This window comes from Guyparkeria hydrothermalis (assembly GCF_023555375.1).
GTDB classification, from domain to species: Bacteria; Pseudomonadota; Gammaproteobacteria; order Halothiobacillales; family Halothiobacillaceae; genus Guyparkeria; species Guyparkeria hydrothermalis.
This window is the reverse complement of the sequence record NZ_JAJSEE010000001.1, coordinates 464,347-477,506: the sequence shown is the minus strand read 5'-3', so window position 1 is coordinate 477,506 and position 13,160 is coordinate 464,347. Positions and strand designations below refer to the sequence as shown.

Below are 13,160 nucleotides of genomic sequence, written 5' to 3'. Positions count from 1 at the left end.
GTCGGATCATCATTCTTTAGATCCATTCCGTGCCTTCCGGTTCTCCGACAACCGAGAAGGCGCGCATTTTTTTGAGGACAGGCCGGCGGCTTTGCCGATGTCGACAATGGACCCGCTATTGTTCATGGGTCTTCGAGCCGGGTCAATCCGAACGGGGGTTCCTGGTCGATGGCCCGATCAAAAAATTGAACCGGCAGCAATCTACATCAGCGGGTTCTAATTAACAACCGCATGCGGGTTTGATCATTTAATGGGGTATCAGCGCACGTGACCGCTCGTGCGGCGAACCCCGCGGGCGCGCGCCCGAACCATCAACCCTTGGCTCGACTGGGGTGGGCCGTTATAGTTTGCCGGAAATATCCATCAGGGCAGCGACCTCCACCGTGTACCGTTCCATCCGTGTCCAAGAGGCCGATTTCGACATTGGCCACCTCCTCGGCGAGATGCGCTCGCAATGCGCCCATGTCGGCGCCGTCGCCAGTTTTCTCGGCACCGTGCGTGACATCAACGACGACCTCGAGGTCAGCGATCTCGTCCTGGAACATTATCCGGGCATGACCGAACGGGCACTCGAGCGGGTGGCCGATGAGGCGATTTCCCGCTGGCCGCTGGCGGGCGTGAGTATTGTTCACCGCGTGGGGCACCTGCGACCGACCGATCAGATCGTGCTGGTTGCGGTGGCCAGCGCGCACCGCGGTGACGCGCTCGACGCCTGCACCTTCATCATGGATTACCTCAAGACCCACGCGCCGTTCTGGAAAAAGGAGGTCGACCCGGAGGGCAACACCCGCTGGGTGGACGCTCGCGAGAGCGACGAGGTCGCGCGTCGGCGCTGGTTTGCCGAGTTCGATTGAGCCGGGAGGGCCGCGCGTGGAATCCGTCGAACAAGTGATCGAACGACTGATCCAGTGGATCGAGCCCCTCGGGGAGACCGAGCGGGTGCCGGTGCTCGAGTCGGTCGGCCGGGTGCTGGCCGGGCCGCTGAACGCGCCGCGTGACGTGCCCATCGCGCCGCTGAGCCTGTTCGACGGTTACGCCGCCGCCGGCCCGTTGGTCTCGGGCAACTCGTTGCCGGTGGTCGGCAAGCAGTTCGCGGGCGATGCCCCGGCGCGACTCGACCCCGGCACGGCGATGCGCATCTTCACCGGCGCGCTCCTGCCCGAGGGGGCGGATACCGTGATCGCCCAGGAGTCGGTAACGGTCGAGGACGGCCGGGTCCGGTGGGACGAGGACGTGTCGGTCGGCGCCGGCGTGCGCGCCACCGGGGCCGATACCCGGGAAGGGCAGACGCTGCTCGACCGCGGCACCCATATCAACGCGGCCATGCTGGGGCTGATCGCCAGTACGGGCGTCGCCAGCGTTCCGGTCTCCCGACGGGTGCGCGTGGCGCTGCTGACCACCGGTGACGAGCTGCTCGCGCCCGGTGAGCCGTTCGCGCCGGGCAAGATCTACGATGCCAACGGCCCCATGCTCGAGGCGTTGTTGTCGGCCGCCGGCGTGGAGATCGTCCAGCGGGCCGTGCTGCCCGACGACCCGATCGTTACCGACGCGCGCCTGCGCGAGGCGGCCGAGGCCGACCTGATCGTCACCTCCGGCGGTGTCTCGGTGGGCGAGGCCGACCTGGTGCGCGCCGGCGTCGAGGCGCTCGGGCGCATCGATCACTGGCGCATCTTCCTCAAGCCCGGCAAGCCACTGGCGATCGGCGAGGTACTGGGCACGCCGTTTCTCGGCCTGCCGGGGAATCCGGTCTCCACCTTCGTCACCTATCTCCGATTCGTGCGCACGGCGATCGACCGGCTCACCGGTCGAACCGACCCGGGCGCCTGGCCGGTCCAGCCGCTGCCGCTGGCCGCCGCTCGGCGGGGCGGGGATCGCCCCGAGTACATCCGCGTGCGTCGCGTCGAGGTCGACGGGCGGGTTCAACTGGAGGCCTACCCCGACCAGAATTCCGGGCTGTTGAGCTCGCTGGCCTGGGCGGACGGTCTCGCCCTGGTCCCGCCCGATGCCCGTCTTGCCGCCGGCGACACGGTCGAATTCACCGCCTTCAAGGAGCTTGGCCTATGAGCCGTACACTGACCCACCTGGACGAGAAGGGCGAGGCCCGCATGGTCGACGTCGGCGACAAGGCGCACACCCAGCGGGTGGCCGTGGCCGAATCGCGCCTCGTCATGCAGCCCGAGACCCTGGAGCTGATCCTCTCCGGTGGCCACAAGAAGGGCGACGTGCTGGCCACGGCGCGGATCGCCGGGATCATGGCGGCCAAGCGTACCGGCGATCTGATCCCCATGTGCCACCCGCTGATGCTCACCAAGGTGAAGGTCGAGCTGACGCCCGAACCCGAGCACCACGCCGTGCGCATTACCGCCGAGTGCGCCGTGACCGGCCAGACCGGGGTGGAGATGGAGGCGCTGACCGCCGCCTCGGTGGCCGCGCTGACCCTGTATGACATGTGCAAGGCGGTCGACCGCGGCATGGTGATCGAGCAGACCCGCCTGCTGGAGAAGCGCGGCGGCAAGAGCGGTCACTGGCAGGCCGGCGAGGCCTGAGCCGCGAACCCCATTCCGGGGTCACGGCTGGCGTTCGGTTTCTCTCGCCATAACGCTTGCATTTTCGGGCATGGCTGATACCGTTATGTCCAAGTGAACATGACGCACGTTTCACTTGCTCCTGCAGAGCAGGTCCCGGTCGAGGGCGATTCCGACCCCTCGTCCCCGGCCGGGCCCCATTCCCGCGCGGCGGGCCGCCACGCCGGCCGCGTACGTTAGTAGACACCCATGCCACCCGGATGTCGGCATGGTCCAGGCAAGGGCTGACAAGACGATGCAGCAGTTGACCGACCCCTTCGGCCGTTCCATCAACTACCTGCGGCTGTCCGTGACGGACCGCTGCGACCTGCGCTGTTTCTACTGCATGCCCGAGGGCTTCAAGGACTTCGAGGTCCCCGAGCACTGGCTGACCCCCGACGAGATCGAGCGCCTGGTGGGCGTGATGGCCGACATGGGCCTCTCGCATGTCCGCATCACCGGTGGCGAGCCCCTGGTAAGAAAGGGCATCGAGGACATCGTCGGCCGCGTCGCCTCCATGCCCGGCATCCAGGACGTGTCGCTGTCGACCAACGCCACGCGCATGAACAAGATGGCCGAGACGTTGCGCCAGGCGGGGGCCAACCGCATCAACGTCAGTCTGGATACCCTCGACCCCGAGCGCTTCAAGTCGATTACCAAGGGCAAGGTGGACAAGGTCCTCGACGGGTTGGCCGCGGCCAAGGCTGCTGGCTTCGATCCGATCAAGATCAACGCCGTGGTGATGAAGGGGCTCAACGAGTACGACGTCGAGGACCTGCTCGACTACTGCATCGACAACGGCTTTACCTTGCGCATGATCGAGACCATGCCGATGGGCGAGACCGGCCGCGACGCGATCGATCACTACGTCAGCCTGCAGGACGTCAAAAAGCGCCTAAAGGCGAAGTACGACCTGATCCCGGCGGTCAACTCGGTCACCGGCGCCGGCCCGGCGCGCTACCTGCAGGTGGCGGGTACCGACACCATGGTCGGTTTCATTACCCCGATGTCCGAGCATTTCTGTGAGACATGCAACCGCGTGCGCCTGGGCTGCGACGGCACCATGTACATGTGCCTGGGCCAGGAAGAGAGCTTCCCCTTCCGCCCGCTGTTGCGAAAGGGCATCCCCGACGACGAGCTCAAGGAGGCCTTGATGCACGCGATCGCGCTCAAGCCCGAACGCCACGAGTTCACGGAAAAGCCCGAGAAGGTGATCCGCTTCATGTCGATGACCGGCGGCTGATCGCCGAGCCACGCCACCGAGACCTTCCTTAAGGCCGCCCATCGGGCGGCCTTTCTCGTGGTGGGTGCCGACCCGGCTGCCCTGGCTGCCTTGGGCCGGCCAATGACCTATGCTGTTGCCATGTCCCGGCGGCAGACGCCGTCCATTGCCGGATGGGAAGGGGGAGTCCCCATGCAGGTTGCGTTTCCAAAACGTCCATCTCGCGTTGCCTTGCGCCGGCTGGCATGGCCGCTGTTCATCCTGGCCGGGTTGATCTGGCTGGCGGTGGCCGCGGCGCAGCAAGGGGCACGCGAGGCCGTGCTGCTGACGGTGCAGGACGCGATCACGCCGGCGACCGCCGACTACGTGATCCGCGGCATCGAATCGGCCGAAGAGCGCCGTGCCGAGCTGGTCGTGTTGCAGCTCGACACCCCCGGTGGGCTCGATACCAGTATGCGGTCGATGATCCAGGCCATCCTGCAGGCCGACGTGCCAGTGGCAAGCTACGTCCATCCGGCCGGGGCACGCGCCGCCAGCGCGGGCACCTACATCCTCTACGGCTCGCACATCGCGGCGATGACCCCGTCGACCAACCTCGGTTCGGCCACGCCCGTGCAGATGGGCGGAGGCGGCCTGCCCGGCATGACGCCGCCCGAGGAGGGCGGCGACGAGGAAGCCAGCGAGCCCGAATCGGCTAGCGAAGGAACGGAGAACGAGCCACGTCGCGGCGGCGATGCCATGGAGCGCAAGGTGCTCGAGGACGCGGTGGCCTACATCCGCGGACTGGCCGAACGGCACGATCGGAATGCCGACTGGGCCGAGTCGGCGGTGCGTGAAGGATTCAACCTCGGTGCGCGCGAGGCCCTCGAGCAGAACGTCATCGATGTGGTGGCCGAGGATCTCTCGGACCTGCTGGTTCAGCTCGACGGCCGCGAGGTGGTGGTCAACGGGTCGAACCGAACCCTGTCGACCGACGGTATCCAGGTGGTGCGCCAGGACCCGGACTGGCGGACCAAGCTGCTGGCCGTGATCACCGACCCCAACATCGCGTATATCCTGTTGTTGATCGGGATCTACGGCATCATCTTCGAGTTGGCCAACCCGGGCGCGATCGTGCCCGGCACGATCGGCTCGATCGCCCTGATCCTGGCCTTCTTCGCCCTGCAGGTCATGCCCTTGAACTACGCGGGCCTGGCGCTGATCCTGCTCGGCATCATCTTCATGATTGCCGAGGCGTTCGTGCCCAGTTTCGGCGCGCTCGGCATCGGCGGTCTCGCCGCTTTCACCGCAGGATCCATCATGCTCTGGGACGACCCCAACCTGAACGTGGCACTTCCCCTGATCATCGGCGTGGCGATTGCGATCGCCGGCTTCTCGATCTGGGTGCTGGGACGGTTTCTCGACGTGCGTCGCAGACGCCCGGCGACCGGTTACGAGGAGATGATCGGCATGCAGGGCATCGCCAAGGAAGATTTCGAGAGCACCGGGCGGGTGTTCGTTCACAGCGAGTTGTGGACGGCCGACAGCCGCCGCCCCGTACGAGCCGGTCAGGCCGTTCGGGTGGTGGCGATTGACGGCCTGCGCCTGACCGTCGAACCGATTGAGTAGACACGCCATTGCAAGGGCCGTTTGGGCCCATGGAGGGAAGACAGATGCTGGGCAATTTCGGATTTCTGATCGTACCGCTGATCGTGCTGGTCGCGATCATCGCGATGTCGCTCCGGGTGCTGCGCGAGTACGAGCGTGGCGTGGTGTTTTTCCTGGGGCGATTCCAGCGCGTGAAGGGCCCGGGCCTGATCATCGTCATCCCGGTGATCCAGCAGATGGTCAAGGTGGACCTGCGGATCATCACGCTGGACGTGCCCAGCCAGGACGTGATCTCGCAAGACAACGTCACCGTGCGGGTCAACGCGGTGCTCTACTTCCGGGTGGTCGACCCCGAGCGGGCCGTGATCCAGGTGGAGAACTACTACGCGGCGACCAGCCAGCTGGCCCAGACCACCCTGCGCTCGGTGCTCGGCAAGCATGATCTCGATGAGATGCTCTCCGAGCGTGACAAGCTCAACAACGACATCCAGGGCATCCTGGACCAGCAGACGGACGCCTGGGGCATCAAGGTCACCAACGTCGAGATCAAGCACGTCGACCTGGACGAGTCGATGATCCGCGCGATCGCCCGCCAGGCCGAGGCCGAACGCGAGCGGCGCGCCAAGATCATCCACGCCGAGGGCGAGCTGCAGGCCGCCGAGAAGCTGGTCCAGGCCGCCGACATGATGAAGGACAGCCCGGCGGCCCTGCAGCTGCGCTACCTGCAGACCATGGCGGACATGTCCACCAACGGCAAGACCAGCTCGGTGTTCTTCCCGCTGCCGATCGAGCTGACCAACGCTTTCCAGGAACTCACCGGCCACTTCACGCAGAAGCGCCCCGACGCCTGATTGCCGGGCTTCCCGCCAAGGGGGACAGACACGTTGACGGCCCGATCATCCAAGCGGTGATCGGGCCGTTTTCATGTGACCGCACTGTTGCGCTGGGTGCGGGTTACGGGTGACCTTCCGCCTGCGCCTCGGCGCGCTCGAGGATGCCGCGGTACCGTCGGCCCAGCCGGACGAGCACGGCCATCCAGGCTAGGCAGATCGCGACCACCACCCAGGCCAGGTGGGCGGCCTCCAGCGGCCACGGCAGCCACTGGGTCAGTAGCAGGATCAACAGCGAGCCGGCCACCTTGAACAGGCGGTAGCCGAACATGTCGATCCAGGCCTTGGCGCGGAACATCAGCAGGGGCGCGATCGGCACATAGAGGAGTTCCTTGGAGGCGCGGTTGATCGAGTAGGACAGCCCGCGGTCGGCGATCTTGAGAAACGCGCCGGCCTGCAACGTGACCTGCGAGAGGTACCAGAGGCTGCCGAACAGCACCGCGATCGGCTGGACGAACAGGCCGCCGAGCACCCCCAGCCAACGGTGAACCAGGGGCGTGATCAGCAGGTTGATGCCGATCGCCACGGCGCTGAGCACGCCGAAGAAGGCGCCGAGGTAGGCGGTGCGCGCGTCGCGATCGGTGATGGTCGCCTCGACCACCTTCATGAACTGGTATTCGATGATCGGCTCGGCGATCTGCGCCAGGAGCAGGATCAGCGCGATCAGGGCGAGGTAGCGATGGCGCAGGATGGCCCGCCAGTCACCGGTCGACGGGCCCTCGTGGTTGCTCACCCCGGGCTTCTCCCGGTACAGGCCGTAGCGCCCCATCAGCAGGGTCAGTCCGACGATCAGGCCGATGATGGCCGCGGCGATCGGCAGCAGGTCCATGGTCTCCAGCCCCGCCCGGCTGATCCAGGCACTCGAGGCCATGCCGCCGGCGACGCCGCCCACCAGCCCGCCGGTGGCGATGAAGCCATACCAGCGCTTGCCCTCCCGGGTGGAGAAGATCGTGTTGGTCAGGCTCCAGAACTGCTCGACCAGGATCACGCTGACCATGTCGACGAACACGTAGAAGGCGAACGCCGCGGCGAAGCCGCTGCCGTTGAGAAACGGGTAGAAGCCGATCAGCACCGCGATCACCAGCGCGCAGGTGCCCAGGACCACGTGGATGCGCGAGTAATGTGCGATCAGGCGGTGATACAGGCCGATGGTCAGGGCCAGGGCCGTGGCCGTGGCGATCCAGACGTACGGCAGGGCGTCGGCACCCAGGGCGCTCAGGAACAGTGATCGGCTGGCGGGCTTGAGGTGGTAGACCGCGGCGATGATCAGGAAGAAGTTCGTGAACAGCAGCACGCGCCGCAGCAGCCACGGGTGGCGCGAGCCGAAGCCGGGACCAACTGGTCCTGGCGGGCGGGTTTCGGTTCCGGTCAGTCGAGTCACCTGGCGTCCTTCAACGAGACTATCTCCATGACGCTACGGCATTTCTGGGGTATCGTTCAGGGCAATTTTGTTTTTCACCTGGCAGCCGCCGGGTACGGAGGTGGCCATGTGGCGTCGTTTGGCGATGGTAATTGTTTTCTGGTCGGTCGGGCCGGGCCTCGGGCAGGCCGCCCTGCCGGCGGATGCCGTCGCCCTGCGCGATGCCGCTGACCCCGCGCTCCAGGCACGCCTGGAAGAGCGGCTCGAGGCCCTGAAACTGGGCGGGTCGGTCGAGGCCGGCCAGCTTTCCATCGCCCTGGTCGACGTCACGAACCCCGACCGACCGCGACTGGCCGAGGTCAATGGCGATGCCATGCTCTACGCGGCCAGCCTGCCCAAGATCGCCATTCTGCTGGCGGCCTTCCAGCGGATCGACGAGGGGGCGATCGCGCTCGACGACGAGACACGCGACCTGATGACCCGCATGATCCGCAATTCGTCGAACACGGCCGCGACCGAGATGATCCGCCGCGTGGGGCGCGATTACATCAACGACCTGCTGCGCTCGCCCCGCTACCGCCTCTACGACGAGTCGCTCAACGGCGGCCTGTGGGTCGGCAAGGAATACGGCCGAGGCACGGCCTACCAGCGCGACCCGCTGCATCATCTCTCCCATGGGGCGACGGCCTTCCAGGTGGCACGGTTCTACTACCTGCTCGAGACCGGCCAGCTGGTCTCGCCGCAGTCCTCGCGCGAGATGAAGCGGATCCTGGGCGACCCCGCCATCTCGCACAAGTTCGTCGGTGGCCTGCTCGGCGAGGTGCCGGAGGCGCAGATCTATCGCAAGTCCGGCACCTGGCGCGACTGGCATGCCGACAGTGCCATCGTCGAGCACGACGGCCGGACCTACATCGCCGTCGGGCTGGCGCAGAATCCCAGTGGCGGCGAGTGGCTCAAGCGCCTGATCGTCGAGCTCGACGGCCTGATCATGGACGCACCGATCCGCACCGCCGGCCTGGACCCGCGCCTGGACACAGCGGCCGGTCAATAGCTCACTCCCCGGCCTGCAGCAGACGGTGCAGGCGGGTGGCGAACGTCTGGTGGGCCACCGCCGAGTTCACGTTGAGCACGTTGGAGGTCATCGTCACCAGGTAGACCCGTTCCGGGTCGCCGGCCGGGTGCTCGACGATCGCCACCGAGTGCATGTAGTTGTAGACGTTGCCGCGGTACTTGCCGCAATCTGGATTCGCCTCCCGGTCGCACTTGTAGAGCGAACCGGACTTGAAGTAGACCGCCGCCTCGCTGAGTGCCGGTGACGAGGCGTAGCGAATGCGCCGCTGCGTCATGTACAGCAGGCGTTTCAGTTCCCGGCTCGACCACTCGTCGACCAGCTCCCCCTTTTCCATCTTCACCAGTAGTCGCATCAGCTCCCGGGTGGTGCTTAGGCTGTTGGTGCCCGAGACCCGTGCCTTGCCGCCGCTGGTGAAGAACGCCCCCTGGCGCAGCTGCTCGGTGTCCAGCCCGTTGCGCGCGATCGGATCGACCAGTGCCTCGAGCAGGATGTCGCGCCGTTCGGCCGGTGGGCGGTCGAACAGCTCCGCCTCGCGCTCGACCGGCACCGGGTAGTCCTCGCCGAAGTGGTGAAGCAGCATCAACTCCTTCATTACGGCGCTGGCCGCGGCGTTCGAGCTGGCCGACAGGGCCCAGTCGAGGTAGGTCCAGAGATTCGCGGTATCGCCGACCCGCAGCGGGCGACGCGTGAAACGTTTCCTTTCCCCGTCCCAGAACGGCACCGTGTGACTGTCCCACTGGATGAACGCGTCGGCGGTGACCGTCGTCTCGCGCAGCAGGCGCTCGCGCGCCTCGATGTCCTCGGGATGACGGTCGGCGATCGCCTGCAAGAGGGCCGTGACCAGCATGACCTTGCCGACGCTGCCGGGCGTGCGTTTGGTCAGGCCGTTGTGCTCGGCGTAGCGCGGCCGGTCCGGGTCGCTGATCTCGAGCACGCTGACGCTGTAGCGGGAGGCCTCGGCCCCGAGCAGGTCGACCACCCGGCGGGTCAGCCCGGGGTCGCTGGCGGGCAGCTCGAAGCCCGGCCGGTCGGCCAGGCGCAGTTGGATCTGGTCGCGATCGAGCAGGGCCCCGGGTGGCAGGCGGTTGCCCGCGATCTCGCCCTGGCTCGCAAGGCGATAGCCTTCCAGGCGCTCGATGCCGGTCTGATCGGCGGCATCGATGGGGTAGGCCTGCGCGGCACCGCCAACGGCCAGGCCGGCGAGCAGTGCTGCCAGGCCGATGGCTGCCGTGGGTTTGGCGGGTGTGCGGATGGTGTTCATGTCTCGAGCATAGGCCAGTGAAACCGGTTCCGGCCGCGTGTCGTGTTATCGCCGTGGTGGGCGCGCTAGATCGACCGATTCGCCCGCGGTATCGAGGATCGGCCGGTCCAGCGCAACCAGGTAGGCATCGGCGCGGGCACGCCGGTTTTCCACCAACGGGCGGATCTGGAACAGGGCCAGTCGACCGTCGACGAAACCGAACTCGATGTCGGCCACCGGGTGCTGGCCGGTCGCATCGGTCGCCAGCAATCCGCGTGCCTCGACGTCATCGGCCAGGGCGCGCAGTTTGTCGATCTCCGCCGACGAAAGCAGGGTCGACGGGCCGTCGGCGGGGAGTCGCTGAACGCCACCCCCCGGGCCCGGGGCTAGCCGGGTGGGGGCCGTGGCCTGACTGAGCAGGCGCACGGCGCCGCTGTCCCGGTGGACGCGCAATTCCTCGGCGGCCTGCCCCTCGACCGCGCCGCCCAGCCCCTCGCTGGCCGCGATGCTCAGCCATTGCCGATTGCCAGTGTCGAGGTCGGTGGTGACCAATACGCCCGACTTGTCCACCGGCACCGTGGCTTGCAGCAGGACCGCCGGGTAGACGTGTTCCGGCGCCTCCATGTGGGCCTGGCGCCAGGCATAAGCGCGCTCGGTGAACGGCGAGGCCCACACCTCGCGGATGGACCCGATGATCGCCTCGAAGCCGACCACGTTGGCCACGGTGCGATTGAGCCCCGCGCCGGTGAATCCGGGCAGGTCCTCGACGTTGGTGTCGCTGCGCACGAACACGCCGGCGGTGTCCGCCGAGCCGAAGGTCTCGGTCAGCCGCTCGCGCAACCGCTCGCGGAAATCGCCGGGCAACTCGGCCGTCGCGAGCCAGCGACGCATGCGCTCGAGCACCTCGGCGGTGGCGCGTTCACGTGTCCCGCTGTCCTCGATCTGGCGCAGTTGCCGGTATTCGCCGGCCAGCCAGTCGAGCGTGCTGGGCCCGCCGGGTTCGATCGGCTGCTCGACCAGCTCGCGGAAGACGCCGAACGGGATCGCCAGCCCGGCACTGACCTGTTCGGGATAGTGGTGCGCCAGCTCGCCGAGGTTGGCCGCCTTCGGGCCCACCTGCCGGCCGGAGTCGTCGGCACGCAAGTCGTGCAGGCGGCGCAGGGCGGTGGCGTCGAGGTCGAGCTTGTCCCAGTCGGGCTCGATCGGCGGGTCCGTCGCGGGTTCGCCGTCGCCCGCTATCGGTTGCCATCGGGGACCGTCGAGTGCCAGCTCCACGCGCCCGCCCGGGCTGACGGCCAGCACCACCCGGTCGCCGACATGATCCTCGATGCGATCGACCAGGTCGTCCTCGACCACCACATTGGGAATGCCGAGGTTGCGCGCGAGCAGTTGGACGTGCGAGAGCGAGTTGCCTTCGCCGCGGGTGAGGATGCCGGCGACCGGCGGCAGCGTGGCGGTGGTCTCGGGGAGGAGATAGATGCCTTGACGGTCGAACGGTTCGCCATCGGCCGGGGGGAGGTGCAGCACGCCGCGGGCCAGGCCCGGATTGAGCGGGCGCAGCCCGGTGGCGAGCGACGCCCCGAACAGACGATGTCGGGTATCGGTCAGTCGGCCGGCATCGTCGCGCAGGCCGTCGAGCAGGCGGCTGTAGAAAAGCAACGGGCTGTCGCGCAGGCGATCCGGGGTGAAGTGCCTGACCATTGGCGTCAGGTCGGCCCACCGCTCGATGGCACGATCGAAATGAAAGCCGAGCGCGCGCTGTGCCCAGCCGGGGACGCGGGCGAGGTACGCCAGTTCGGTGGCGTATCGCGAGGCGGGTGGTGATGGCCCCTCGAGCAGTCCGTCGATCGCGGTGGCCAGATGCCGCCATTGGCGTGCCGACAGCAGGCCCGCGCCGTACAGGCTTTCGCCCAGGGCGCGGAGCCACGTCAGCTGCTCGCGGCGGCTGGCGGCCGTGTCCGCGTTACGTTCGACCAGCCGGCTGGCGACTGCGAAGCCTTCCTGTTCCAGGGCGAGGCTCGCCTGAAGTAGGCGCAGGGTTGCCGCCGGCGAACGGGTGTTCGTCTCGATGCGTTCGCGCAGGGCGCCCGCGATCCGGCCGGTTTCGGCCAGCCGATCGGTCAGGGAGGCGCTGTGCTCGAGTCGGTCCGCCGCCTCGAGCAGTACGCCGCGCAGGCGGTCGTCCGGGGCGTGTTCGCCCAGGGCGCGCAGGCGGTCGACCGCGGCTCGCGGCGCGTAGAGCGTCTCGAGCGCCCCGGCGAGCTCGGCCAGTGGGGCGTCGAGTGCCGGGTCGCGGTTGGCTTTCGCGTAGTCGCGCACGCGCTGGATGTCGCCGGCATCCGGCATGCCGTGGAGCTTGATGCGCAGCTCCTGGAAGCCCGGGTCGGCCTCGGCGACCTCGATGGCAAGGTCCCGGGCGCGGGTGGCCGCGGGGTGGTCGCCATCGACCGGCAGCAGGCGCACGGCCTCGCGCAGCAGCAGGAACCGGTCGGGCGCTTGCCACCAGGGATCGTCGGCCAAGGCAAGCAACAGCTCGCGCGACTGGCGGGTCTCGTCCTCGAGCTGGATCGCGCCGCGGTAGTAGCGCGCGCGGCGGAAGACCCAGCCGTCGTCGGCGCGCACCAGGAAGCGCTCGATCAGGATCTGACGGAGCCGTTCATGTTGCCCGTCGGGGCCGAGATAGTCGGCCGGCTCGAGTTCGGCGAGCAGCGTGGCGAGCGGGTATCCCTGGGCGCGGATGGCCTGCGTGCGCTCGCTCCACTCGCCGTGCTGGATGCCGCCGCCGTGAGCCCGGCAGGCAAAGGGTTGGGGCGGCAGGATCGTGCCGTCCTCGCAGAACCAGCGAATCCGCGTGAAGGGGCCGCGCGGGGCGGCCTTCATCGCCTCGATCCAGTCGCGCATTTCCGCCAGGCTCGGCGCGGCCGCCGCCTCGTCGGCGCGGGGCGCCTGGCCGGGGATCATGGAGCCGAGGAGCAACAAGGCCAGCGCGACCACCGCGGCGCGGAGGGGCGCGCGACGGGGGCGTCTCGCCGGGGCGAGTGTCGAGGTGACAAGGCCGGACATGATTGCGGGGCTCCTCCGTGCCGGGGCGTGGTCGCCGGGCGTTCTGTTCGCCCTCACGACCAGTCTAGCCGGGTTGATCCGGTTCGATGGCAACGATGCCCGGCACCGTCATCGGGGGAACGTCGGGGCGAGGGGTGTGTCTCACCGCCTGATTCGGTAGGA

10 protein-coding genes are annotated in these 13,160 nt (G+C 67.9%); 7 read left to right on the top strand and 3 right to left on the bottom strand.

Annotated features, from left to right (window positions below):
* Positions 1-383 precede the first annotated feature (383 nt).
* From LV475_RS02085 to LV475_RS02060, 6 genes are all read left to right on the top strand, one after another.
* Positions 384-854: a molybdenum cofactor biosynthesis protein MoaE gene (locus LV475_RS02085; RefSeq protein WP_250105676.1), complete on the top strand. Its 471-nt coding sequence runs from the start codon at positions 384-386 to the stop codon at positions 852-854.
* Positions 855-870: 16 nt separating this feature from the next.
* Positions 871-2,064, top strand: coding sequence for a molybdopterin molybdotransferase MoeA (locus LV475_RS02080; protein WP_250105675.1), 1,194 nt, complete (start codon positions 871-873; stop codon positions 2,062-2,064).
* A complete protein-coding gene (gene moaC, locus LV475_RS02075) occupies positions 2,061-2,546 on the top strand; it encodes a cyclic pyranopterin monophosphate synthase MoaC (RefSeq protein ID WP_156574638.1) in 486 nt (161 codons plus the stop codon). The genes LV475_RS02080 and moaC overlap by 4 nt, the downstream gene beginning before the upstream one ends.
* Positions 2,547-2,820: 274 nt before the next feature.
* The gene (gene moaA, locus LV475_RS02070; protein WP_136866276.1) at positions 2,821-3,807 is read left to right on the top strand and encodes a GTP 3',8-cyclase MoaA; all 987 of its coding nucleotides are present in this window, start codon (positions 2,821-2,823) and stop codon (positions 3,805-3,807) included.
* 171 nt (positions 3,808-3,978) lie between these two features.
* The gene (locus tag LV475_RS02065; protein WP_250105674.1) at positions 3,979-5,394 is read left to right on the top strand and encodes an NfeD family protein; all 1,416 of its coding nucleotides are present in this window, start codon (positions 3,979-3,981) and stop codon (positions 5,392-5,394) included.
* Between the two features lie 44 nt (positions 5,395-5,438).
* Entirely contained in the window at positions 5,439-6,224 is a 786-nt protein-coding gene (locus tag LV475_RS02060; protein WP_430886858.1) for a slipin family protein, read from the top strand.
* 103 nt (positions 6,225-6,327) lie between these two features.
* Here LV475_RS02060 and LV475_RS02055 read toward each other — a convergent pair whose 3' ends face one another.
* Positions 6,328-7,644: an Npt1/Npt2 family nucleotide transporter gene (locus LV475_RS02055; protein WP_250105673.1), complete on the bottom strand. Its 1,317-nt coding sequence runs from the start codon at positions 7,642-7,644 to the stop codon at positions 6,328-6,330.
* 106 nt (positions 7,645-7,750) lie between these two features.
* On the opposite strand from LV475_RS02055, the gene LV475_RS02050 reads away from it, so the two are divergent.
* Entirely contained in the window at positions 7,751-8,674 is a 924-nt protein-coding gene (locus LV475_RS02050) for a serine hydrolase (RefSeq protein ID WP_250105672.1), read from the top strand.
* A 1-nt stretch (position 8,675) separates the two neighbouring features.
* Here LV475_RS02050 and LV475_RS02045 read toward each other — a convergent pair whose 3' ends face one another.
* Complete coding sequence (locus LV475_RS02045; RefSeq protein ID WP_247709467.1) at positions 8,676-9,956, bottom strand: serine hydrolase; 1,281 nt, start codon at positions 9,954-9,956, stop codon at positions 8,676-8,678.
* A 45-nt stretch (positions 9,957-10,001) separates the two neighbouring features.
* Positions 10,002-12,998, bottom strand: coding sequence for a PEP/pyruvate-binding domain-containing protein (locus LV475_RS02040; RefSeq protein WP_250105671.1), 2,997 nt, complete (start codon positions 12,996-12,998; stop codon positions 10,002-10,004).
* Between the last annotated feature and the right edge of the window lie 162 nt (positions 12,999-13,160).

What these genes read in the sequence shown, in the direction of transcription:
- moaC (WP_156574638.1), top strand. Translation starts at nt 2,061, where the DNA reads ATGAGCCGTACACTGACCCACCTGGACGAGAAGGGCGAGGCCCGCATG.
- moaA (WP_136866276.1), top strand. Translation starts at nt 2,821, where the DNA reads ATGCAGCAGTTGACCGACCCCTTCGGCCGTTCCATCAACTACCTGCGG.
- LV475_RS02065 (WP_250105674.1), top strand. Translation starts at nt 3,979, where the DNA reads ATGCAGGTTGCGTTTCCAAAACGTCCATCTCGCGTTGCCTTGCGCCGG.
- LV475_RS02060 (WP_430886858.1), top strand. Translation starts at nt 5,439, where the DNA reads ATGCTGGGCAATTTCGGATTTCTGATCGTACCGCTGATCGTGCTGGTC.
- LV475_RS02050 (WP_250105672.1), top strand. Translation starts at nt 7,751, where the DNA reads ATGTGGCGTCGTTTGGCGATGGTAATTGTTTTCTGGTCGGTCGGGCCG.
- LV475_RS02045 (WP_247709467.1), bottom strand. Translation starts at nt 9,956, where the DNA reads ATGAACACCATCCGCACACCCGCCAAACCCACGGCAGCCATCGGCCTG.
- LV475_RS02040 (WP_250105671.1), bottom strand. Translation starts at nt 12,998, where the DNA reads ATGTCCGGCCTTGTCACCTCGACACTCGCCCCGGCGAGACGCCCCCGT.